This is a genomic window from Pseudomonas sp. FW215-R2 (assembly GCF_058789255.1).
In genome coordinates this window covers 230,177-252,123 of the sequence record NZ_JBYTBO010000007.1, presented here as the reverse complement: position 1 = coordinate 252,123, position 21,947 = coordinate 230,177, and the positions used below count along the sequence as shown (strand labels likewise).

Sequence of the window (21,947 nt, the reverse complement as noted above, 5' to 3'; positions counted from 1 at the left end):
CTAGCTGAACTGTTCGCGATACTGGGCCGGGGTCAGCCCGAGCTTTTCGCCGAACAGAAAACGCATGTGGCGCACGCTGCCGAAACCACTTTTGTAGGCCACCGTCTTCAAGGGCAGATCGCTGGTTTCCAGCAGATTGCGAGCGCAATCGATGCGCGCACTTTGCAGGAACTCCATGGGCGTCATGTTGACCTCGCGAGCGAACACCCGGGCGAAATGACGAGCGCTCATGTTCGCAAGGCTTGCCATGCGTTCGATGGTGAAGCTTTCTTCAAGGTGTTCCAGAACGTGATTCTGTACCCGGGTGATGGGCGTTTCCTGGGGCGAAACCGCCGCCATCAATGGACTGAATTGCGCCTGTCCGCCCTGACGCTTCATCACCACCAACAGCACTTTGGCCACGTCCTGGGCGAGTTTCTTGCCGTGATCGCGGGCCACCACTGCCAGTGCCAGATCGATGCCGGCCGTGACGCCGCCGGACGTGATCAGGTTTCGGTCCTCGACAAAGATCTGGTCGGTAGCGACATCCGCGTTCGGAAAACCCTTGATCAAGCGTTCGGTGTAATTCCAGTGGGTGGTCACGCGATAACCGTCGAGCAACCCGGCATAACCCAACACAAAGGCCCCCGTGCAAATCGAACCGTAGCGCTCGGCACGGCCGACCGCACCTTGGAGCCAGGCCAGCAACGGCGGGCATTTTTCGTTGTAGGCCCCGGGACCGCCCGGCACCAACAGCAGGTCATATCGCTCACTGGCTTCGTCGATGTGCCGGTCTGTGTGCACCAGCACGCCGTTGGAGGCACGCAGCGGACCACGCTCAGTGCCCAGAAGCGTCAGTTGATAATGGGCGTCCGGCTTCAGGTATCGGTTGGCAACCGAAAACACTTCCAGCGGCCCGGCCATATCGAGCAGAAGAAACTCGGGAAACAACACCATTGCCACGGTTTTCATGAGCAGACATCACTGAAATCAATGAACGGTTATAAGTTGCCGCATTATGGCCAAGTACAGCGCAAACGTTGAAAAAGAATGCGTGAACTGACTCACACAACTGTCAACCCTGAGGGGACAGTATTTCAATTTTCATCTACTTATTGCGCCCAAGAGTAACCAGTAACCTTCTCCTCACTCGGACGAATCAACGTCCTGAAAGGAGATTTCATCATGCTGACCCTTCGCAAAGCTTCCGACCGTGGTCTGGCCAATCATGGCTGGTTGAAGTCCTTCCACACCTTTTCTTTCGCCAGTTATCGCGACCCACGTGAGCAGGGTTTCTCCGACCTGCTGGTGATCAACGATGACCGCGTCGCCGCCGGCAAAGGCTTCGGCCAGCACCCGCACCGCGACATGGAGATTTTCTCCTATGTGCTCGAAGGTGCGCTGGAACACAAGGACACCCTGGGCACCGGCTCAGTCATCCGCCCGGGCGATGTGCAACTGATGAGCGCTGGCAGCGGCGTGGCCCACAGCGAGTTCAACCACTCGGCGACCAAGCCTGTGCACTTCCTGCAGATCTGGATCGTGCCGGACGTCAGTGGTGCCAAACCGCGCTATCAACAGGAGCACTTCAGCGAGCAGAAAAAACGCGGTCGCCTGCAACTGATCATCTCGCCCGAAGGCACCCACGGCTCGCTCAAAGTGCGCCAGGATGCACGCGTGTATGCCGGGCTGTTCGATGGCCAGGAAAGCGCCACACTCGAGCTGCCTGCAAACCGCTACGCCTATGTTCATGTTGCTCGCGGCAGCGTTGAACTGAACGGCGTGCAGTTGAAGGAAGGCGACGGTGTGCGGGTCCGTGAAGAACAGGCACTGACCCTGAGCAATGGTCAGGATGCCGAAGTGCTGGTGTTTGATCTGCGGCCGCAGGAGTTGCCGGAAATGCCATGAGTCGTTGGTGTTCATCGCTCACAAAAAACGGCCTCGTTGAAGGCCGTTTTTCATTCTGCAGGCAGGGTCATCAGCACTGCCGGCGCAGAATTTCCAGCCTCTTTCACCGATTGAATCATGGCCAGAGTGGTCTGCATCGTTACAAGCACGTTTGCCTGATTCGCGTAGTAAGAACCCGCGAGTATGGCAACCATCCCGAGAAAATGTACGGCAGTTGCCGCCCAGTAATTCGCCTTGATCGTCGAGACCTGCCTGATTGCTTCGTCAATTCGCTCCAGAGACCTGTCCATGCGAGCCGAGATGACCGCGTAACGCTGGTCGCGCTCCAGGTGAGCCTTTTCTTGCTCCAGTCTGACTTTTTCGTAGGCTTTCTCTCGCTCGACCCTAGCGGTTTCCCGCTCCTGTCGGGCCGTCTCCAAGACCTTTTCATGCCCCAGTCGAGCCTTCAAGCGTTCCTGCCGCAGGTTTTCCAGATTCTGCTCATGCGCCAGCTGAATTTTTTCCAGAGCCAGCTCCCGCTCCTGACGCACCTTCTCCCGAGCCTGCTCGCGCTCAAGGCAAACGTTCTTCTGAGCCTCCTCCCGCTCAAGGCGCGACTTCTCCTGAGACTGCTCCCACTGCTGCCGTGCAGTTTCCTGCTCTCGTTTCTGCTCCAGCCGCGCTACCGCCTGAGCCTTCTCCCATCCCTGCCGTGCAGCCTCCTGCTCTCGCTTCTGCTCCAGCCGCGCCACCTCTTGAGACCGCTCCCGCTCCAGCCGCGCCGCCTCCTGAGACCGCTCCCACTCGAACCGGGCTTCCTCCATGGATCGTTTTTGCTCCAGCCGGGCCTGCTCCTGACTTTTTTCGACCTCCAGCCGTGCCTGGTCCCGCTCGGACTGCTGGGTCAGAAAGCCATCTATCTTTGCGGACATGGACTCGATCCGCGCATCGATTCTTGTCTCGATGACTTCGATCCTGGCGCTGAATTCGTCTCGCGTTATGTAGGTCATAGACTCCGTACTATCCGTTTGCCCGGCCATGTCGCTTGCTTGAAATTGGCTGACTTCCCTTGCAATCAATTCCGCACCTCTGACGTTTATCAATACTTCCCTGGATTGATCACCTCGGAGGGTTTCACCTGCTCACTCCGGGTGTGAGAAACGATAGGACCCGGCCAAAAAACTCACAAGCCAGCGGATTCTGGCGCTGTTGTAGGCAAGATCGTCAGCTGATGTAGCCGTCCTACACAGCATCAATGAACTACTCATTCTCCAGCACGAATACTTCGACAATGTGTTCGATCACCGCCCTGACCCGCGCGGTATGGCGCAAATCCGCGTGGGTCACCAGCCACACTTCATAAGGCAACGGACGCGTGCGTTCCGGCCACAGCCTGACCAGACCGTCGCGTTCGCCCATGTAGACCGGGATTTCTCCTACACCCAGTCCGGCGGCAATCGAGCGTCGTACCAGCAGACTGGAGCTCAGACCGGCGACGATACGCCCGCGAGTCACGGGTTCGGTCACCAGGGTCAAGTCTTTGTTGCCTTGCAGATACGGCTGGTACACCACCAGATCATGGCCCTCGAACGCACTGCCTGGCGCCGGCACGCCATGGCTGTCGACATAGCTCTGCGAGGCAAACAGTCCCACCGGCCAGCGCGCGATGCGCCGGGCGATCAGGTCCGGGTTGTCCGGGCGGGTATTGCGCACCGCGATGTCCGCTTCACGTTTGGCCAGGCTGAGGATCTGCGTGGAGGCGTCCAGGTGCACGCGCACGTCCGGATGCTGTTCGTGCAACTGCGCAATGGCCGGAATCAGGAAATCGATGGCCAGCGAATCGGTGGTGCTGATTCGTACACTGCCGGTCAGGCGATCGTCCAGGCCCTGGATACGCCGCTCCAGCTCCAGCGCCGAATGCTCCATTTTTTCCACCGACTTGAGCGCGGCTTCACCGACTGCCGTCAGTGCATAGCCCTCGGAGGTGCGCAGAAACAAGGTCGCGCCCAGCGACTTTTCCAGTGCTGTGATGCGTCGCCCGACCGTCGCCTGATCCACGCCCAGTACACGCGCAGCGCCACGCAATGTCGACTCGCGGCAGACCGCAAGAAACACCCGCGCGTCATCCCAGTTCATACCATTCTCCATTGATGCATAAACGCATCACCATAACGCAAACTCGCTGCATTAACGCAGCAAAGATAGCCGATATGCTGGGCGCCATAAACCTTTCACAGGATTGCCGTCATGCACACTTCAACTACTTTGCCCGAGCGTCCGGACACGAGTGTCTGGCTGGCGATCTTCGCCGGACTCTGCGCCAGCCTGGTCAGCATCGGTCTGGCGCGTTTCGCCTACACGCCGCTGATCCCTTCGCTGATTCAGGCGCAGTGGTTTTCCGCCCATGATGTGGTCTATCTCGGCGCGGCCAACCTGGTCGGTTACCTGATCGGCGCCCTCCTCGGCCGCCCGCTGGCACGCAGGTTTACCCAGAGAAACGCTCTGCGTCTGATGATGCTGGCGGTGACCGTGGCGTTTTTCGCCTGTGCGTACCCCGTGTCGGTGAGCTGGTATTTCGGCTGGCGTCTGCTGTCCGGAATCGCGGGCGGCGCGATCATGGTGCTGGTTGCCTCGACCGTATTGCCCCATGTACCGGCCGCGCGCAAGGGCCTGGCCAGTGGGGCGATTTTCCTCGGCATCGGTCTGGGCATCGCCGGCTCGGGCACGATCGTTCCGCTGCTGTTGAGTCTGGGCCTGCAAGCGACCTGGCTTGGATTGGGCGTGCTGTCGCTGGCGCTGACGGCATTAAGCTGGTTCGGCTGGCCCTCGGAGCTGCCCCATGTAACCACCGCAACGGCTCAGGTGGAGCCGATCGAGCCGACACCGCCTGCTGTTTATCTGCTGTTTGCCCAGTACGCATTCATGGCCGCCGGGCTGGTGCCGGCCATGGTCTTTCTGGTGGATTACGTCGCCCGTGGACTGGGCGCCGGGGCGCACGTCGGCGCGCTGATCTGGGTCATGTACGGTCTGGGTGCCATCGTCGGCCCGGTGAGTTATGGCTTTCTCGCCGATCATCTCGGCGCACGAACCGGCATTCGTCTGGTGCTGGCGGTGCAGGCGATCACCCTTGGTTTGCTGGCCATTTCGCATTCGTTCCTGGCGTTGGCGCTGCTGGCGGTGGTGCTCGGCTCGTTTCCACCGGGCATCGTTCCGCTGGCGTTGGCCCGGGTGCATGAGCTGGTGCCGGATCATCATCGCCAACAGGTGGCGTGGAGCCGCGCCACGGTGTCGTTCGCCACGTTTCAGGCGCTGGCTGGATTCGCCTATTCGGCGCTGTTCAACGCCATGGGCGGACAGCACGTGCTGCTCTTCGTGATTGCCGGCGGTGCCATTGTGATCGCTCTGATACTTGAGCACGCCATAAAACTGCTGCCCTCCTCCGTCGAGCAACGCTGCTGCGCCCAATGACGGGAATCATTGCGCCCTGAGTGCGCTCCCATCTACTGATCACTTGTATTAAGAGGAATCGAAAATGACGTTGCCCACTGAAATGACCCGCATCGAAATCACTGAACCGGGCGGGCCCGAGGTTCTGCAATCCAGACGAGTCCCGCTGCCGGTCGCCACAGAAGGCGAACTGCTGATCCGCGTGCACGCCGCCGGCATCAATCGGCCGGACGCCTTGCAACGTGCAGGCAAGTACCCGATGAGACCCGGGATGAACCCGATCCCCGGTCTGGAGGTGGCCGGTGAAGTCGTGGCGCTGGGTGCAGGTGTCAGCACTTTTGCCGTGGGCGACAGGGTTTGCGCACTGACCAATGGTGGCGGTTATGCCGAATACTGCACGGTTCCGGCGGGCCAGGCCCTGCCTATCCCCGACGGGATGGACTGGATTCAGGCTGCGGCAATCCCCGAAACCTTTTTCACGGTATGGGCCAATCTGTTCGGTCTCGGTGGTGCGATTCGAGGGCAGCGTGTGTTGATTCACGGTGGCACCAGTGGCATCGGCACTACCGCGTTGATGCTGTGCCGCGAGTTTGGTATCGAAGCCTTCGCCACCGCCGGCAGTACCGATAAATGTGAGGCCATCCGTGAATTGGGCGGTGAGCCGATCAACTATCGTGAGCAGGATTTCGCTGCCGTCATCGCCGAGAAAACCAACGGCCAGGGCGTCAATGTGATTCTCGACATCATGGGCGGCTCGTATCTGAACGCCAACCTCAACGCACTGGCAATGGATGGCCGCGTGGTGATGCTCGGCTTTCTTGGCGGCGCCCGTGCCAACGATGTCGATCTGCTGACCATTCTCGGCAAACGAGCCGTGGTCACTGGTTCCTTGTTGCGCGCACGCACTTCTGCGGAAAAGGCTGCCATCGCCGATCAATTGCGCGAGCACGTCTGGCCGGTACTGGCCGCCGGGCGCTGCCTGCCGATCATCGACAAGGTCTACCCGCTCACCGACGCGGCCCAGGCCCATGCGCACATGGAAGCCGGTGATCACATCGGCAAGATCGTGCTGAACGTGGCGTGAGCCACAGCATCGTTTTGTAATCATTGCAGGCGAACGACGGTCGAAAATGTCACGCGCGGACCGAGGCATCTGGTAAAAAGCCTTCTTTGTCCGCGCACTGGTGAAACGTTCAATGTTCCTTGCCTTCATGACCCGACTTCGACGCCGGCGCCTGGCGTTTGCGTGCATGGCCGCCCTGATCATCGGCCTGCCGGCGAGTTGCGCCGTACTGGAACACACCGAACGCAAGCTGCTGTTTCGCATCGAACCGGGCACGGCCGGCTGGTATCACGGCTTGCCCGGCAGCGTTCAGGAACTTGACCTGCAACCCAAAAGCTTCAAGGCCGGGCAGAACATTCATGCGTGGTGGTGGCCGGCGGAACGGGCCAATGCCCCGGCCATTCTTTATCTGCATGGCGTGCGCTGGAACCTGACCGGGCAGTTGTTCCGCATTGAACAGCTGCGCGCGGCGGGGTATTCGGTATTGGCCATCGATTACCGAGGCTTTGGCCAGAGTCATGGTGACTTGCCGTCAGAAAGCACCGTTTATGAGGATGCACGGGTGGCCTGGGAACGCTTCCGGCAACTTCAACCCGACCCGAGCAAACGCCTGATCTACGGACATTCCCTCGGTGGTGCGGTCGCCATCGACCTGGCTGCCGAGCTGGGCCGGGACGCCGCCAGAAACCATACGCCGTTGCCGGTTCGCGGCCTGGTGATTGAGTCCACCTTTACCTCACTGGCCGACGTCGCCGCTGCGGTGGCCAACACGTCCCTGCCCGTTCGCTGGCTGTTGTCGCAGAAGTTCGACTCCATCGACAAGATTGCCGACATCCATATGCCATTGCTGGTCGTGCACGGCCTGGCCGATGCGTTTGTGCCGTCACGCTTCAGCGAGCAACTGTTCGCGGCCGCCAGCCAACCCAAACGATTGCTGCTGGTACCCGGCGGGACGCACAACAACAGCATGGCACTTGGCGGACAAAACTATCGCAAGGCGATCGATGCATTGATGCAAACCAAGCCCGCCGCACGCGTCGCAGGCGCAACGTTGTTGCAAGGCGCGCGCGATTCCTGAAAACAGAGACCATCGGTCATCCCGGCGTAAATAATTGCAGCACTGACTGGCAATCCGTCGATCTAACGCTTTGCTGGATGGAGTCAATCCATGACGCAGCTTCGGCACACCCGGCCGCGCTGCGTTTCACTGCCTGTTCGGGAGCACCACCATGAAAATCAACCCGTACCTGATCTTCAACGGCGATTGCCGTGCGGCCTTCACGTTTTACGAGCAATGCCTGCAAGGCAAGCTTGAAGCGATGATGACTTTCGGCGAAACGCCCGCCGCAGAGCATGTTCCGAAAGAGCATCACAATCTGATCATTCATACCTGCCTGAAGGTTGGTGATCAGATGCTGATGGCATCGGACACCACGCCCGACCGTCCGACCCAGGGCATGAGCGGTTGCTCGGTGTCCTTGAACGTCGACACCGTCGCCGAGGCTGAAAGAGTCTTCAATGCCCTGGCCAGAGACGGTCGAGTAGACATGCCACTGGAAGCGACCTTCTGGGCCGCGCGTTTCGGCATGCTGGTGGATCGTTTTGGCGTGTCATGGATGGTCAATTGCGAAAGCGACAAGTGATGCAGCCATTGCGCCGGACATGAAAAAGCCCGACCTCTTCAGGTCGGGCTTAGTGTTTATCGCTGAGCCAGTTCATGTCTCACGCATTGTTCGTAATAGGTCTGCTTGACGGCTGCAGGCTTGAGGCGTGAGGTACTGTTGTAGGTCTGTTCGGTGATGCCCATTGCGGTCATGCGCATCCACGGTTGCTGAAACCTGCGCACCTGCAAGCGCTTGCGGGCGCCATAAAGGGAAATCCCCGACAGCTTCGATTGCTGCGCGCCGGCTGCGATGTCCGAACCCCAGGTACAAGCAAAACGATGGCTCTTGCTCAGTTCCCTCGCCTGGGCGCCCAGCGCGAAGAGGGCCAGGGAAAGCGTTGCAACGGTGATGACAGTCGTCCGCATAGGGCCAGCCTAACCTTTTGAAAAAAGGCGAGTTTGCCGGTGCCCGAAACATTCGGGGGCCAGCAGTTTGCCGCCTATTGATCCCGAGTGCTGACTTCTATCCTCAACCGATTGGCGCCTTCTGCGCGACATTCGATGGAGACTGGCAGAAAGCGCTCGATCACTGCGATGTTACTGTGCAAATGTTCGGTCATCCCGGGCGTCGTAAACGAACCAGCTCCGGCTAGCGCCATCGGCAACAACAATTGATCGGCCAGGTGCTCAGCCACCGCTGCTCCACTGCGCAGCCAAGCGTCTGCCTGATTGACCGCAACGTCCGCAACGTCCGCAACGGTCTCTGCGCGCAGTGAAGCCTGGCCAAACGCACTGAATACTTCCGTGACGTGTTCAAACGCATATTCCAGCAACAGCACGTTACCCGGCCCGCACTCCGGATCAAGGCTGATGGTATTCATCGCCGCTGGAGGCATATTCAAACGTCGGGCCACACGGTCAAGCTCACGTCTGGCGATGTCCGAAGCGAGACCTGCCGACAGCGCAAACGCCTTTTGCGAAAGCGGCAAGCCGCGATCGCACACGTGCAACGCTGACAGTTTCGACGGCTGCACCGTGGCCTCGATTTCGCCGCCCCCCGCAGGAACGAATCCATGGCGCAGCAGCTTCAGATCAACCTCGGCACCCATCCGTCGCAACAACGGCAACCAGCTGCGGGTGAGGAAATCGGTCGGTGGCGCCAACGGATTATGGGTACCACCACTGATCCATACACGACTGGCTTGCGGCGCCCGCAATAACGCGGGCAGCAACGTCTGCAACACCAGTGTGCAACTGCCGGCGGTACCGATGGCAAAGCGGTATTCGCCGCCGCGAATCGGCCCGGGCTCGAAGCTCAACGCTTGCGACCCCAACTCTGCGCCTTGAGTCCTTGCACCGCAGACCTGTGCCGCCGCCATCACGGCGGTCAGGTGCTGGCGCAACAAACCCGGCCGGCTACGTTTGGCACGAATCCGTTCGATGCGAAATGCCCGCCCCGTCACCATCGACAGGCTCAAGGCACTGCGCAACACCTGGCCGCCACCAATAGCGCCGTCCAGTTCAATCACGTCCTGTTTCATTTTCTTCCTTATGCGTACAACCCGACGGTTTCTCTGAGGTATCGATCGAGCTGACCGGAGTCTTCCCGGGTTCTGGCCAATGTCGGTACTTCGCGCTCCAGTTCAGCGGCGATGAATCGATGCAGCGCCGGGCGACGAGGACCGTAGGCGCTCTCATCGGCATTGCGCTTGAGTGCGAGCAGTTCATCGACTTCGTCGAGCAACGCCTGGTCATCGACGGTGCTCAGCAGGTCTGCGAACGTCATCGGCGGCCGGCCACGGCCCTGGTCGATCCAGCGCACGGCCAGCAGCGGCCGCAATACGTAGAAGTACTTTTTGAACCTCACGCTGTCGCCCTGCAAATAACCACGGAAGTTCTTCTTCGCCATCGACAGGTAGTGATTACGCGCGGCCGGCGGGCTGTAAAACGCCTCGGCAAGTGCCCGCAGTTGAGAGACCGCCGCGGTTTCGCTGCGGTACACCAGCGGTGAGTCGAGCCACTCCAGCAAGGTCGGATTGGACTTTCGCAACAGTCCGAGGGTTTTGCGCAGCTCCCAGCCACTCACGTCGAGTTCATCATCCAGCGGCCGTTCGATCACGTCCCGAGGCGCGTCGACCTGGACGAACCACTCGGGCTTCTCCACATAAACAAAGCGCACATCGTAATCGCTGTCGGTCGAGGCGAATCCCCAGGCCCGACTGCCCGATTCACAGGCATACAACACCGTGACATTACGCTCGCGCTCTATGCGCGCCAGCTCTTCCAGCACCCGGGCGCGCATGGCGCTGCACAGCGGGTGACGTTCTTCGAATTTCATGTCTTTCAATCCTTGTTCCAGCGTGCCGTGGCACGCGCTATCCCTTGACGCACACTACCTGACGCAAGGTGTGCAGCACTTCCACCAGCTCGCGCTGGGCGTGCATGACTTTGTCGATGTCCTTGTAGGCCATCGGAATTTCATCGATCACCGCAGCATCCTTGCGGCATTCAACGTGCGCGGTGGCACGAATCTGATCTTCAACGGTGAAGGTGTTTTTTGCCTTTGTACGGCTCATGGTCCGACCGGCACCGTGGCTGCAGGAGCAAAACGATTCTTCGTTGCCCAGACCGCGCACAATGAAGCTCTTGGCACCCATCGAACCGGGAATGATCCCCAACTCGCCCTTCTTCGCCGATACCGCGCCTTTGCGGGTGACCAGAATGTCTTCGCCGAAATGCCGTTCTTTCTGCACGTAGTTGTGATGGCAATTCACCGCCTCCAGCGCCACTTCGAACGGCTTGCGGATAATCTGTCGCGTCGCCTGAATCACGGCCTGCATCATCAACGCGCGGTTCTGCTTGGCGAAGTCCTGGGCCCAGCCCACCGCCTCCACGTAATCATCAAAGTGCTGGCTGCCTTCTTCGAAGTAGGCCAGGTCACGGTCCGGCAGATTGGCGATGTGCTGACGCATATCCGCCTGTGCCATCTGGATGAACAGGTTGCCGATGGCGTTGCCGACACCCCGCGAGCCGCTGTGCAACATGAACCAGACCCGATTGGCCTCATCCAGACACACTTCGATGAAGTGGTTGCCGCTGCCCAATGTTCCGAGATGCCCACGGTTGTTGGTGTTGGCCAGTTTCGGGTACTTGTCGGTGATTGCCTTGAACCGTGGATGCAGCGCCGCCCACGCCTGATCGGCCTGCACCGGAATCTCGTCCCAGGCGCCCTTGTCCCGCCGTGATCGGGTCGAACTGCGGCCATGGGGCACCGCCTGTTCGATGGCACTGCGCAGACCGTGCAGGTTGTCCGGCAAATCGGCCGCCGTCAGCGAGGTCCGCGCGGCAATCATGCCGCAGCCGATATCGACCCCGACCGCCGCCGGGATGATCGCGCCCACGGTAGGAATCACGCTGCCGATGGTCGATCCCTTGCCCAGGTGGACATCCGGCATCACGGCGAGATGCTTGAAGATGAATGGCATCTTCGCCGTGTTCATCAGTTGCTCGCGGGCTTCGTTTTCCACCGGGACGCCTTCGGTCCAGAGTTTGATCGGCTTGCCGTTAGCAACTTCCAGCAGTTGGTAAGTGTGTTGTTTCATCATCTCGATTCTTTATTGTCTGGCCGATGATTCGGCGCGGTTACACAGCCTTCGGCGACAAGGTTGGGTGAAACATGCAGCGCGCTCTACCGCTGAGCTACGACCTTTCGGTCGACGGGATTCGAACCCGTCCCCACGCCGTCCTGTAGTTCCACCGGCATTCGCCGGGCAAATTCGAAAAAGGTGGCACGACAAAGGTTGATGACTGTTGCGCGTCACCGCGCACCGGGGTTAGCCGGCCTCAGATGTACAGCCATCGGCATTCGTGCCGTCACGCGCACTGACAAGGGTTTGATGAGACGTCTTGGATGTAGTCCCACCGGCATTCAGTGCCCGTGACAAATCAATTATTCAGCTTCATTCCATACGTTCGATCGCTTCGACCCAGTGCTGCGCACCGTACCGGCCGGCGGTGAATTGCTCGATCACATCAAACACCGCATCACTGAAGCCGCCGACATTCAGGATGTCGTCGCGATCCGCCGCCGGTGTCGCCCAACCCGGTTGCAGGTCGATACAGATCAGGCGTGCTTGCGGGTTGAGCCGCTTTATCCGCTCCCATTGCAGCATCGTTTCACTCGCTCCTCGACGTCGCGCATCGATCCAGGATTCGTTGTCCGACACCATGATCAACGTATCGACTTTGGCCTTGCTGTCCGCCAGCTTCTTCAGCGGCGCCGAACAGCAGGTTCCACCACCGAAAATGCCCGCAAGCTTTTCGGCATTGCTGATCACACTGTCCCGCGGGTTGAGCGTGATATCCACCACGTCGACCTCGAACGGCATCACTCGCGCGGCCGGCTGCTTGCGCAACACCGCTGCCGCGATCAACGCCGCCACATCGATGCAGCGCACCGCCGTGGTCGCGCCCTGCCGGTATCCGGTCAACGGGCTGCCCATCGAGCCGGAGACGTCCGGGCAGACCACCACCGCGCCTTCAATCTTCGGCACATTGGTCAACGACAGCTCAAGTGCATCTTGCAGCGCCTCGCGTATCGGCGCCGGGACGTCATCACCGATCATTCGATACGCCGTCAGCAACTGGTACGGATACACCCGCGCCCTGGCGACTGCTTCGGGATCCGCCAACCGCGCGGCCACGTATTCGGTGCAACCCGGCACTTCAAAAGCACCATGGCGCGCCAGGGTGTTGAGGTTGATTCGAAGCCCCTGCCAGCCCATGTTTCGCGCTTGAGCAGCCCACTGCTCTTTGCTCAGGGTTTCATTGCCGAGCAATTGAAAAGGCACCTCTGGTACCTGATCACTTGCACCACTGCGAAACGCCAGCAGATCGCGGGTCAGTTCCGGTAATGCCTGCACATCCACCGGTTTGCCGATCAGCCAGGCAAAGAATGCTTCGCGCCAGGCTTCGGACGGTTTGGGATGAACCATTTTCACCACGTCCGCCAACGAGGGCTGATTACCGATCGACGCTTGCAGCAGTTGCCGCTCGGTCGCGCTGTTCAGCCAGTTCTGCACCAGCCGCTTGGGCTGCGAGCCGAGGGATTTGCGCCCCGTGGCACCACTGCGCAGGATCTGTACGAAGTTGCGCAGCATCTTGCCACTGTCGACGATCCCTCCGAACACCTCCGGTACCAGCACCGAACGCTGGGCGGTCAGCGCCGCCAACAACAAGGCCGGCATGTCTTTCATATGGCCCTTTTGGCGGGCGTATATTGCGGCGCTGGCCACAAAACGGCTGTCCAGTTCAGCCACCAGCTTCAACACCTGATCCAGCTGGTTTTCAGCCGTTGCGTAAAAGGTCTGGTTCAGACAACCGGTCACTGCCAACTGGGCCAATTGATGCTTGGGCGTATAGGCATAGGCCGCAGCTCCTGAAGCATTCACGGTATCGCACGCCGGCAGGTTGTTCGATTGTGTGTTGAAGAGGTTGAAATTGGCCATCGTGGCGTCTCGCTGTGTTGTCCTGTTCGTTGCAAGAGGCATTGCAGCCGCCGTGCCAGTTTTGAAAAAATCATCATAAAATAGTTTAACTATCTGATTTATATAGATATTTATTTTTATTGCGATGATCTCATAACGTTAAGCACGACAAATCGATTCGCCGAACACTATCATTCAATATCGTCTTTTATCTTTTGAGATAGCCATGCAAAACAAGCGCACTGTTGCCATCGGTTTTATCGGAGCAACCCTCGATCGCGTGGGCAAAGGTGCCAATCGCTGGAACCACTGGCGCCCTAGCGTGGGCCTGTGCCAGCAGCCGGATGTGTTGATTCATCGACTGGAACTGATTCACGGCACAGACGCCCGAGACGCCAGCCTTGCCGAGCGAGTTCGCGAAGACATTAGTCAGGTATCGCCTGAAACCGAGGTCTGCCTGCACCCGATGGCGCTGCGCAACCCGTGGGATTTCGAAGAGGTTTATGGCGCGCTGCATGACTTCACCACCGAATACACCTTCGATACCGAACGCGAGGACTATCTGGTCCACATCACCACCGGCACCCATGTGGCGCAAATCTGCTGGTTCCTGCTGACCGAGGCGCGCTACCTGCCGGCACGACTGATCCAGACCTCCCCCGCCCGCCGCAAGAGCGAAGATGAGCCGGCCACCGGCACTCACGCGCTGATCGATCTCGACCTGTCGCGCTACGATCGCATTGCCACTCGCTTTACCAACAAACGCCTCGAAGGCCTGGAGTTTCTTAAATCCGGCATCGCCACACGCAACGCCGCGTTCAACCGCTCCATCGAACAGATCGAACGCGTCGCGGTGCGCTCGAAAGCGCCGATGTTGCTGATCGGCCCGACCGGGGCCGGCAAATCCTTCCTCGCTCGACGGATCTACGAACTCAAGCGCGGCCGCCATCAAATGCAAGGACGCTTCGTTGAAGTGAACTGCGCCACCCTGCGCGGCGACGGCGCGATGTCCGCGCTGTTCGGCCACGTCAAAGGCGCCTTCACCGGCGCGCAGAATGCCCGCGACGGCCTGTTGCGCGCCGCCGACGGCGGCATGCTGTTTCTCGATGAAATCGGCGAACTGGGCGCAGACGAACAAGCCATGCTGCTCAAGGCCATTGAAGAGAAGCGCTTCTTCCCGCTCGGCTCGGACAAGGAAGTCGACAGTGACTTCCTGATCATTGCCGGCACTCACCGCGACCTGCGCAGTCGTGTCGCCGAAGGCCTGTTCCGGGAAGACCTGTACGCACGAATCAATCTTTGGACATTTGATCTGCCCGGCCTGGCCGGCCGTCGAGAAGACATCGAACCCAACATCGATTTCGAGCTCGAGCGCCACGCACGCGAGCACGGTCAACTGGTACGTTTCAACCTTGAAGCGCGCAGGCGCTATCTGGCCTTCGCCAGTTCACGCGAAGCGGCGTGGCTGGGCAACTTTCGCGAACTTTCAGCCTCGATCACACGCATGGCAACACTGGCCGACAGCGGCCGAATTGATGAAGCGCAAGTGCAGGAAGAAATTGATCGACTTCGTTATGCGTGGGGACTGAAGCATCCGACAGGAGTGACGGACGATTTACCGGGAGATGCCGAAGGCATGGACCTGTTTGACCGATTGCAATTGAAGGCCGTACTGGCAGTGTGTAGAGAGTCAGATAGCTTGTCGGATGCTGGCAGGCGCTTGTTCGGCGTGTCCCGACAGGCGAAGGCGCAGCCCAATGATGCCGACCGATTGAGAAAGTATCTGGGACGGTTTGGGATTGAATGGAGCCAGCTGCGCGAGCCGTGAAGCATGGCCGCAATCCTCTGTACCGTTGAGATAAACCGCACCACAGCGCAACACAAGCACCGAGCGAAGGACAGACACGGACGGAGTTACTGGAGTTTTTCTCAAACCTGCTATCGGCCCTGGGCAGCTTCGAGACGTCCGGCCAAAAGCCTCGCAGAGTCTTCACCCGCGGATTTGTCGTGGTCTGCGCCTTTGTGGCGATCATCGAGCTGTTCATACTGAGCCACATCTATAGCGGGCATCCATGAACGAATAGATACGAGATTCCGCCCGTCACCCGACGGGCACCTTACCCGCCTCTGCTCTTCCAACGTATGTCCACCTGACGCGGAAGCCCCGACGATGAACAGAACCATTGCAGCCCTTATGCTTGGAAGTCTTTTATCTGCCACCGCACCGCTTGCGATGGCGGGAAGCACCGTCCCGCCCACCGGTATTCCCGGAGTCAACCAGGGCGGCACCGAATCCAAGGAAGAAAAGGCCGACAAAAAAGGTGAAGAGGCCTCGGGTTCAAACTCCGGTGCAGAGTCCCACGAGACAGAGAAGGGTGCGCAAACATCCAGCGGGTCAAAGGATGGGGTAGAAGAAAAGAAACCCTGAACGACTTTGCCGCCTCAGCAGTTTTCTCAGGCACAAAAAAGCCGATCTCTCCGATCGGCTTTTTTGTGTGACGCTCATCCCGCTTTAGCAGGCCAGGACGATGAATTTCAGCGCTTGAGCTTGCGCTTGTTGCGGTATTGGTCGATCACCACCGCGACCACGATGATCAGCCCCTTGATGATGTCCTGAATGTAGGCATCGACCCCGACGAACGTGAAACCGCTGGCCATCACCCCAAGAATCAGAGCGCCGATCACCGTGCCAGTGATTCGCCCCACCCCGCCTGCCAGGCTCGTACCACCGATGACCGCGGCAGCAATCGCATCCAGCTCATAGGACATGCCCATCCCGGCCTGCCCGGTGGCCGCTCGGGCCGAAGCCACTACGCCTGCCAACCCCGCCAGCAACCCGGCGATGCTGTAGACGATGACCAGATGGCGCTTGACGTTGATACCGGACGTACGCGCCGCCTGCATGTTGCCGCCGATGGCGTAGGTGTATTTCCCGTATTTGGTGTAGCGCAGCGCAATGTGGAAGATCACTGCCACCACCAGAAAGATGATCACCGGCATCGCGCCGTGGCCGATGGCCGTGTAGGAATCCGAGAGCATGCTCACCGGCTGGCCTTCGGTGTAGTAACGCGCCAGGCCACGGGCCGAAACCATCATGCCCAGCGTGGCAATGAACGGCGGAATCCCGGTGATAGCGATGATGCTGCCGTTGATCGCCCCCGCCAGCAACCCGACACCGAGCCCGGCAATCACGGGAATCCAGACCGGCAAATCGGTCAGTGACGGGAACACCGCACGGGCGAAATCCGATGTCTGCGCCAGACTGGCTGCGATCATCGCCGACAAGGCGAGCACCGAGCCCGACGACAGGTCGATCCCGGTGGTGATGATCACCTGGGTCACGCCAATCGCCAGCAGGCCGATGATCGACACTTGCAGAATCATCAGCACCAGCCGTTGGGAGTTCATCAGAAAGCTCTGGTCGCGTACGATCCAGCCGAACAGTTCGAACACCAGGCCGATGCCGATCAGCACCAGGAAAATGCTCAGTTCCGTCGGAAAGCGCCGGCGACTCTTGACCGGTGCCGTGGCCGGTTTGTTTTCCAGTATCGCGTTCATAACCACTCACCTTTCTATCGCATCATCGACGGCGGCCTCGGCCACCACCGGCATCCATTAATGAACCGAGGACAGGCCCGAAGCCAGTTGCATCACCCGCTCCTGAGTCGCCTCGCTGCGGTCGAGGGTGCCCATCAGGTCGCCCTCGTGCATGACCATCACCCGGTCGCTCATGCCGAGCACTTCCGGCAGCTCCGAAGAAATCATGATCACCGCCATGCCTTCGCTGGCGAGGTAGGCGATGAGCCGGTAAATCTCGGCCTTGGCGCCTACATCGATGCCACGGGTCGGCTCGTCGAGAATCAGGATGCGCGGATTGGTCATCAGCCAGCGGGCCAGCAAGGCTTTCTGCTGATTGCCACCTGACAGGGTGTCGATGCACTGCTCCAGCGACGGGGTTTTAACCCGCAGCTTCTTGCACATGTCTTCGCACAAGGCGCGCAAGGCTTTTTGCTGGATGAATCCGTGGCCGGTGTAGTGCGGCAGGACGGCCATTTCCATGTTTTCCAGCACCGAGAGGCACGGGAACAGACCACTGAGCTTGCGATCCTCGGTCAACAGCGCGAAGCCCTTCTCGATCGCCATGTGCGGGTCGCTGATGCGCACCACCTCACCATCGAGACGGATCTCGCCACCATCGCTGGGCGTGATGCCGAAGATCGCTTCGGCCACGTTGGTCCGGCCGGAGCCCATCAACCCGGCGATGCCAAGGATTTCCCCGGCGTGCAGGTCGAAGGAGACACCCTTGAAAATGCCATCCAGCTTGAGGTCGCGCACTGACAGCAGCAGATCGCCAATCGGCTTTTCGCGCACCGGAAACAACTGGCTCAATTCGCGACCGACCATCATCGAAATCAGGCTGTCGCTGTCCATGGAATCAGCCCGTTGCAGACCGATATAGGCGCCGTCGCGAAATACCGCCACTTCATCGGCGATCGCGAACACTTCGTTCATTTTATGGGTGATGTAGATGATGCCTTTGCCCTGGTTTTTCAGGTCGGCAATGATCGAGAACAGATGGGCGACTTCCTTGTCGGTGATGGCCGACGTCGGTTCGTCCATGATCAGGATGTCGGAGTCGTAGGACACGGCTTTGGCGATCTCGACCATCTGCCGCTCGGCGATACTCAGATTGCCGACCTGCTCTTCAGGGTCGAGATTGATCCGCAGACGCTCCAGCAGTTTCGCCGTGCAGCGGTGCATTTCCCGGTGGTCGATCATGTGAAAGCCGTTGAGTTGCTCGCGGCCGATCCAGATGTTTTCGGCGATGCTCATGTGCGGCATCAGGTTGAGTTCCTGGTGGATCATCGCGATCCCGGCCTGAAGCGCTGCCAGCGGCGTTTCGAACACCACCGGCTTGCCCCGAAGGCGCAGCTCGCCGGCGTCTGGCTGGTAGATGCCGGCGATGATTTTCATCAGGGTGGATTTACCCGCGCCGTTTTCTCCCATGAGCGCCAGCACGGAACCGGGACGTACCCGCAGTTGCACGTCGGACAACGCCACCACACCGGGGAAACCCTTGCTGACATTGAGGATCTCCAGCAAGTACGGCTCTTCGACAGGTATTGAAGTGGGCGGGCTCCCCGTCAAAGGGGTGCTCGAAGCAGTCGCTGAAGCGAACATGATCAGGTACTCCATCAGCAAGGTCGCGTTCGCCACCTTGCGGGCTTATTGTTGTTATTGAACGGACGGACTATTTGAACTGGTCAACGTTTTGCGGCGTGATCAGACGAAACGGCACCCAGACCGCCGGCTCGACCGGCTCGTTCTTCGCCATTCTCACTGCGGTATCGATGGAGCCGTCGGCCTGACCCTTGGCGTCCTGGAACACGGAAGCGGCCAGCGAGCCCTTCTTCACAGCATTCAAGCCATCCGGCGTACCGTCGACACCCGCGATCAGCACGCTGCCTTTTGCGACGCCGGCCTGCTGCAGGGCCATCGCGGCACCGATCGCCATTTCGTCGTTGTTGGAGACGACCGCGTCGAACTTGCGGCCCTGGGTCAACCAGTCGTTGACCAGCGTCATGCCTTTATCCCGCAGCCAGACGCCGCTCTGCTCCTGCTCGACCTTGATGTCCGGGTATTTGGCCAGCACCTCTTTGACGCCCTTGGTGCGATTGGTGGTGGAGTTGTTCGCCAGATCACCCAGCAGAATCACGATGTCGCCCTTGCCGCCCATCTTGTCGGCCAGGTACTGCATCTGCATCTCGCCGGCCTCCAGGTCGTTGGAAGCAACGGTTACTACACCTTTGGGCAGGTTCAAGTCATCGGGGCGACGGTTGACGTAGACCAGCGGAATCCCGGCCTTCACCGCCGCTTCAGTGATCTTCTTGGTGGCGGCGGTATCCACCGGATTGACCACGATGGCGTCGACCTTCTGGCTGATGAAGCTTTCGACCTGGCTCAATTGCTTGACCACGTCGCTGCGGGCGTCTTCGAACTGCAGCTTGACGCCGTCGGGATAGGACTTGGCTTTCTTGTCCATGGATTCACGCAGGTAGGTCAGCCAGGTGTCATCAAACTGGGACATGCTGACACCGATCTTCATATCGGCCAGCACAGCGCCGCTGGCAAACATCAGGGACAAGGCCAGTGAAGCAAAACGGGTCTTGGTCTTCATGAAAAGTCTTTCTCCACATTCTTGTTGGTTTTATGGATGAGGCATGACGATTTCAGTAAGCGGACAAGCAGTCGAGGCGTTGGAACGTATCGCGAGACAGTAAATCTGGAATCGACTTTATTGGAAAATATTTTCCATATCAACCTATTTTAGAATTTTATTATGATTTTATTCCATGGCTCGCAAACTCACTCAGCTCCACCACTTGATGACGTTTGAAACTCAGGCGCGCAGCGTCTAGCACGCGGGTTGTCGCCAGTGCATCACGGGCGTCCACGGGCAGTGGGCCACCGTTTTGCAACGCGATTTGTAGCTGTAAATAGAACTGACTCCAGCATCCTCGTTCGGAAGGAACCCGTTCGCGCTCTTCTCCGTGCTCGAACCAGCCCCAACGCCGGTGCTCCTCGACGCCCCAGCGCTCGCCTTCGGTTTTCGGCGAGAGCCCGGCCAGCGCCATGGCCTCCTGCCCATCGAGCCCCTCGACGCTGTAACAACCCAGCGTGCCGCTCACCCGAAAGCGCGGGCCGGGGCTGTTTTCCAGGCAACTGCCGCCCAGGTGCGAGGTTACGCCGCTGGCATGGGTCAGGGACATGAAGAAGCCGTGATCGAACGCCTGGTCTTTCTCCAGGTAGTCCAGTTCGGCGTAAACCCGTGTCACCGGGCCGAACAGCAACAGCGCCTGATCGACCAGATGACTGCCAAGATCGCGCAAAAAACCACCGCCGCTGCCGTTGTGAACCGACGAGGGCGAGTAACGCTCGATCCGCGATTCGAAACGGCTGACCTGGCCCAGCGCGCCGGATTCGATGAGTTTGCGCACGGTTAGAAAGTCCGAATCCCAGCGCCGGTTCTGATAGACGCTGAGCCGCACATTCTGGCGTTCGGCCATGGTGATCAGGGTTTGCGCCTGCTGCCAGTCGGCGGCGAACGGCTTGTCGCTGACCACCGCCACCCCGTGTTCGATGCCGTCGAGCACCAGCGCCGGCCGCCCCTTTAGGGGTGTCGACACCACCAGGACATCGATCCCGGCTTCCACCAACTGGCCGATGCTGTCGAAGGCCGGCACACCCGGATGCTCCGCCGCCAGCAACTGTCGGCGCTCCACCGAACGGGTGACCACGCCGACGAACGTCGCCGCCGGCAGACTGCTGATCAGCGGAGCATGAAAAAACCGGCCGCCATGGCCGTAACCGACAAGTCCGATGCGCATGTCTGAACTCCTTCTTCTTGTTATGTCACCGCGTCTCGGAAAAACGCGGTGGTTGTGGGAGCAGCGTTAACCGTAGAACCTCGGGCGATCAGGCAGTGCAACGTTGACGATCGCCCCGCTGTTCTGCGCTTCGATGCACGCATCGGCGGCAACCGCGGCGGCGAACCCATCCCACGCCGAAGGCCCACCCACCTGCCCTGCCCGCACGCCATCGATGAACGCCTGCAACTCGACGTCATAGGCCGCGATGAAGCGATCCTTCCAGTCCATCAGAATCGCGTTGGACAGCTTCGCTCCGCTGCGCAATTGCACCTGGGACGGCTCCGGCAGTCTGGCGATGCCGGTCTCCCCCACCACTTCGCACTGAATGTCATAGCCGTACTGACAATTGACGAAAACCTCCACGTCGATACGCGTGCCCTTGGCGGTTTCCAGCAGCACGATCTGCGGATCTTTCAGATGCGCGAGAGCCTTGCTGCTCTTGCGCGGGAACACCACCTGCACCGAAACATAATCGTCGTCGAGCAACCAGCGCAGCACGTCCAGCTCATGGATCAGCGTGTCGGTGATCGCCATGTCGGTCTTGTAGTTTTCACCTACGGTCGGGTTGCGGTGGGCGCAGTGCAGCATCAACGGCTCGCCGATCTGGCCACTGTCGATCACCGACTTCAACGCGCGATAACCTTCATCGTACGGACGCATGAAACCGACCTGCACCAGCCGCTTGCCATGGGCCTCTTCGGCCTCGACGATCTTGCGGCAGCCTTCGGCGGTGACAGCCAGCGGCTTTTCGCAGAACACCGGTTTGCCCGCCGAAATCGCAGCCAGCACGAACTCTTCGTGACTCGGGCCCCAGGAGGTGACGAGGATCGCCTCGACGTCCGGCGCCTGGATCAGCGCGTGGCCGTCGGGATAGACCTCGGCGGTCAGCTTCAGGTCTGCCACGACCTTGGCCGCCTGCTGCAAATTGATGTCGGTAACCGCGACGACCTGGCTGTTGAGCAAGGTCTGGCTGCACCGACGGATGTGGTCCTGGCCGATGGCACCGGTGCCGATGACGCCTAGCCGCAACGCTTGGGAAAACAATGACATGA

At 59.7% G+C, this 21,947-nt stretch carries 20 protein-coding genes; 7 read left to right on the top strand and 13 right to left on the bottom strand.

The window, feature by feature from the left end; genetic code table 11:
* Nucleotides 1–951: a GlxA family transcriptional regulator gene (locus AC3WRD_RS12690; RefSeq protein ID WP_102621572.1), complete on the bottom strand. Its 951-nt coding sequence runs from the start codon at nucleotides 949–951 to the stop codon at nucleotides 1–3.
* Nucleotides 952–1,164: 213 nt separating this feature from the next.
* On the opposite strand from AC3WRD_RS12690, the gene AC3WRD_RS12685 reads away from it, so the two are divergent.
* A complete protein-coding gene (locus AC3WRD_RS12685; protein WP_102621571.1) occupies nucleotides 1,165–1,887 on the top strand; it encodes a pirin family protein in 723 nt (240 codons plus the stop codon).
* A 50-nt stretch (nucleotides 1,888–1,937) separates the two neighbouring features.
* On the opposite strand, the gene AC3WRD_RS12680 is transcribed toward AC3WRD_RS12685, so the two are convergent.
* Together AC3WRD_RS12680 and AC3WRD_RS12675 are read right to left on the bottom strand one after the other, a co-directional pair.
* Nucleotides 1,938–2,876, bottom strand: a complete 939-nt coding sequence (locus AC3WRD_RS12680) for a coiled-coil domain-containing protein (protein WP_256580612.1) — start codon at nucleotides 2,874–2,876, stop codon at nucleotides 1,938–1,940.
* A 250-nt stretch (nucleotides 2,877–3,126) separates the two neighbouring features.
* Nucleotides 3,127–4,002 (bottom strand): LysR family transcriptional regulator, encoded by an 876-nt coding sequence (locus AC3WRD_RS12675; RefSeq protein ID WP_102621570.1) that lies wholly within the window; start codon nucleotides 4,000–4,002, stop codon nucleotides 3,127–3,129.
* Nucleotides 4,003–4,113: 111 nt separating this feature from the next.
* Here AC3WRD_RS12675 and AC3WRD_RS12670 point away from each other — a divergent pair, with 111 nt between their 5' ends.
* From AC3WRD_RS12670 to AC3WRD_RS12655, 4 genes are all read left to right on the top strand, one after another.
* On the top strand, nucleotides 4,114–5,334 hold the full coding sequence (locus AC3WRD_RS12670; RefSeq protein ID WP_102621569.1) for a YbfB/YjiJ family MFS transporter: 1,221 nt from the start codon (nucleotides 4,114–4,116) through the stop codon (nucleotides 5,332–5,334).
* 64 nt (nucleotides 5,335–5,398) lie between these two features.
* Nucleotides 5,399–6,397 carry an NAD(P)H-quinone oxidoreductase gene (locus tag AC3WRD_RS12665; RefSeq protein ID WP_102621568.1) on the top strand — a complete coding sequence of 333 codons (999 nt, stop codon included), beginning with the start codon at nucleotides 5,399–5,401 and terminating at the stop codon, nucleotides 6,395–6,397.
* Nucleotides 6,398–6,509: 112 nt separating this feature from the next.
* A complete protein-coding gene (locus tag AC3WRD_RS12660; RefSeq protein WP_102621567.1) occupies nucleotides 6,510–7,454 on the top strand; it encodes an alpha/beta hydrolase in 945 nt (314 codons plus the stop codon).
* Nucleotides 7,455–7,605: 151 nt separating this feature from the next.
* Complete coding sequence (locus AC3WRD_RS12655; RefSeq protein ID WP_096821287.1) at nucleotides 7,606–8,019, top strand: VOC family protein; 414 nt, start codon at nucleotides 7,606–7,608, stop codon at nucleotides 8,017–8,019.
* A 56-nt stretch (nucleotides 8,020–8,075) separates the two neighbouring features.
* Here the strand turns inward: AC3WRD_RS12655 and AC3WRD_RS12650 are convergent, their stop codons facing one another.
* From AC3WRD_RS12650 to AC3WRD_RS12630, 5 genes are all read right to left on the bottom strand, one after another.
* The gene (locus tag AC3WRD_RS12650; protein ID WP_096821286.1) at nucleotides 8,076–8,405 is read right to left on the bottom strand and encodes a hypothetical protein; all 330 of its coding nucleotides are present in this window, start codon (nucleotides 8,403–8,405) and stop codon (nucleotides 8,076–8,078) included.
* Nucleotides 8,406–8,479: 74 nt separating this feature from the next.
* Entirely contained in the window at nucleotides 8,480–9,520 is a 1,041-nt protein-coding gene (gene rtcA, locus AC3WRD_RS12645; protein ID WP_102621566.1) for an RNA 3'-terminal phosphate cyclase, read from the bottom strand.
* Nucleotides 9,521–9,528: 8 nt separating this feature from the next.
* Entirely contained in the window at nucleotides 9,529–10,317 is a 789-nt protein-coding gene (locus tag AC3WRD_RS12640; protein ID WP_096821284.1) for a nucleotidyltransferase domain-containing protein, read from the bottom strand.
* Between the two features lie 37 nt (nucleotides 10,318–10,354).
* On the bottom strand, nucleotides 10,355–11,581 hold the full coding sequence (locus AC3WRD_RS12635) for an RtcB family protein (RefSeq protein WP_102621585.1): 1,227 nt from the start codon (nucleotides 11,579–11,581) through the stop codon (nucleotides 10,355–10,357).
* Between the two features lie 357 nt (nucleotides 11,582–11,938).
* Nucleotides 11,939–13,486: a vWA domain-containing protein gene (locus AC3WRD_RS12630; RefSeq protein ID WP_102621565.1), complete on the bottom strand. Its 1,548-nt coding sequence runs from the start codon at nucleotides 13,484–13,486 to the stop codon at nucleotides 11,939–11,941.
* Between the two features lie 205 nt (nucleotides 13,487–13,691).
* Between AC3WRD_RS12630 and rtcR the strand changes: the two genes are divergently transcribed.
* Together rtcR and AC3WRD_RS12620 are read left to right on the top strand one after the other, a co-directional pair.
* Nucleotides 13,692–15,293, top strand: coding sequence for an RNA repair transcriptional activator RtcR (gene rtcR / locus AC3WRD_RS12625; RefSeq protein WP_102621564.1), 1,602 nt, complete (start codon nucleotides 13,692–13,694; stop codon nucleotides 15,291–15,293).
* A 342-nt stretch (nucleotides 15,294–15,635) separates the two neighbouring features.
* Nucleotides 15,636–15,893: a hypothetical protein gene (locus AC3WRD_RS12620; protein ID WP_102621563.1), complete on the top strand. Its 258-nt coding sequence runs from the start codon at nucleotides 15,636–15,638 to the stop codon at nucleotides 15,891–15,893.
* Nucleotides 15,894–16,000: 107 nt separating this feature from the next.
* Here the strand turns inward: AC3WRD_RS12620 and AC3WRD_RS12615 are convergent, their stop codons facing one another.
* From AC3WRD_RS12615 to iolG, 5 genes are all read right to left on the bottom strand, one after another.
* Nucleotides 16,001–17,023, bottom strand: a complete 1,023-nt coding sequence (locus AC3WRD_RS12615; protein ID WP_007956055.1) for an ABC transporter permease — start codon at nucleotides 17,021–17,023, stop codon at nucleotides 16,001–16,003.
* A 57-nt stretch (nucleotides 17,024–17,080) separates the two neighbouring features.
* Complete coding sequence (locus tag AC3WRD_RS12610; protein WP_102621584.1) at nucleotides 17,081–18,646, bottom strand: sugar ABC transporter ATP-binding protein; 1,566 nt, start codon at nucleotides 18,644–18,646, stop codon at nucleotides 17,081–17,083.
* A 70-nt stretch (nucleotides 18,647–18,716) separates the two neighbouring features.
* Nucleotides 18,717–19,643, bottom strand: a complete 927-nt coding sequence (locus AC3WRD_RS12605; protein WP_085732515.1) for a sugar ABC transporter substrate-binding protein — start codon at nucleotides 19,641–19,643, stop codon at nucleotides 18,717–18,719.
* 160 nt (nucleotides 19,644–19,803) lie between these two features.
* Nucleotides 19,804–20,853, bottom strand: a complete 1,050-nt coding sequence (locus tag AC3WRD_RS12600) for a Gfo/Idh/MocA family protein (protein WP_102621562.1) — start codon at nucleotides 20,851–20,853, stop codon at nucleotides 19,804–19,806.
* Nucleotides 20,854–20,919: 66 nt separating this feature from the next.
* Entirely contained in the window at nucleotides 20,920–21,945 is a 1,026-nt protein-coding gene (gene iolG, locus AC3WRD_RS12595) for a bifunctional inositol 2-dehydrogenase/D-chiro-inositol 1-dehydrogenase (protein ID WP_102621561.1), read from the bottom strand.
* Between the last annotated feature and the right edge of the window lie 2 nt (nucleotides 21,946–21,947).

What these genes read in the sequence shown, in the direction of transcription:
- AC3WRD_RS12610 (WP_102621584.1), bottom strand. Translation starts at nt 18,646, where the DNA reads ATGTTCGCTTCAGCGACTGCTTCGAGCACCCCTTTGACGGGGAGCCCG.
- AC3WRD_RS12665 (WP_102621568.1), top strand. Translation starts at nt 5,399, where the DNA reads ATGACGTTGCCCACTGAAATGACCCGCATCGAAATCACTGAACCGGGC.
- iolG (WP_102621561.1), bottom strand. Translation starts at nt 21,945, where the DNA reads ATGTCATTGTTTTCCCAAGCGTTGCGGCTAGGCGTCATCGGCACCGGT.
- AC3WRD_RS12620 (WP_102621563.1), top strand. Translation starts at nt 15,636, where the DNA reads ATGAACAGAACCATTGCAGCCCTTATGCTTGGAAGTCTTTTATCTGCC.
- AC3WRD_RS12670 (WP_102621569.1), top strand. Translation starts at nt 4,114, where the DNA reads ATGCACACTTCAACTACTTTGCCCGAGCGTCCGGACACGAGTGTCTGG.
- AC3WRD_RS12650 (WP_096821286.1), bottom strand. Translation starts at nt 8,405, where the DNA reads ATGCGGACGACTGTCATCACCGTTGCAACGCTTTCCCTGGCCCTCTTC.
- AC3WRD_RS12660 (WP_102621567.1), top strand. Translation starts at nt 6,510, where the DNA reads ATGTTCCTTGCCTTCATGACCCGACTTCGACGCCGGCGCCTGGCGTTT.
- AC3WRD_RS12635 (WP_102621585.1), bottom strand. Translation starts at nt 11,581, where the DNA reads ATGAAACAACACACTTACCAACTGCTGGAAGTTGCTAACGGCAAGCCG.
- AC3WRD_RS12615 (WP_007956055.1), bottom strand. Translation starts at nt 17,023, where the DNA reads ATGAACGCGATACTGGAAAACAAACCGGCCACGGCACCGGTCAAGAGT.
- AC3WRD_RS12675 (WP_102621570.1), bottom strand. Translation starts at nt 4,002, where the DNA reads ATGAACTGGGATGACGCGCGGGTGTTTCTTGCGGTCTGCCGCGAGTCG.
- rtcR (WP_102621564.1), top strand. Translation starts at nt 13,692, where the DNA reads ATGCAAAACAAGCGCACTGTTGCCATCGGTTTTATCGGAGCAACCCTC.
- AC3WRD_RS12680 (WP_256580612.1), bottom strand. Translation starts at nt 2,876, where the DNA reads ATGACCTACATAACGCGAGACGAATTCAGCGCCAGGATCGAAGTCATC.
- AC3WRD_RS12640 (WP_096821284.1), bottom strand. Translation starts at nt 10,317, where the DNA reads ATGAAATTCGAAGAACGTCACCCGCTGTGCAGCGCCATGCGCGCCCGG.
- rtcA (WP_102621566.1), bottom strand. Translation starts at nt 9,520, where the DNA reads ATGAAACAGGACGTGATTGAACTGGACGGCGCTATTGGTGGCGGCCAG.
- AC3WRD_RS12605 (WP_085732515.1), bottom strand. Translation starts at nt 19,643, where the DNA reads ATGAAGACCAAGACCCGTTTTGCTTCACTGGCCTTGTCCCTGATGTTT.
- AC3WRD_RS12630 (WP_102621565.1), bottom strand. Translation starts at nt 13,486, where the DNA reads ATGGCCAATTTCAACCTCTTCAACACACAATCGAACAACCTGCCGGCG.
- AC3WRD_RS12655 (WP_096821287.1), top strand. Translation starts at nt 7,606, where the DNA reads ATGAAAATCAACCCGTACCTGATCTTCAACGGCGATTGCCGTGCGGCC.
- AC3WRD_RS12690 (WP_102621572.1), bottom strand. Translation starts at nt 951, where the DNA reads ATGAAAACCGTGGCAATGGTGTTGTTTCCCGAGTTTCTTCTGCTCGAT.
- AC3WRD_RS12685 (WP_102621571.1), top strand. Translation starts at nt 1,165, where the DNA reads ATGCTGACCCTTCGCAAAGCTTCCGACCGTGGTCTGGCCAATCATGGC.
- AC3WRD_RS12600 (WP_102621562.1), bottom strand. Translation starts at nt 20,853, where the DNA reads ATGCGCATCGGACTTGTCGGTTACGGCCATGGCGGCCGGTTTTTTCAT.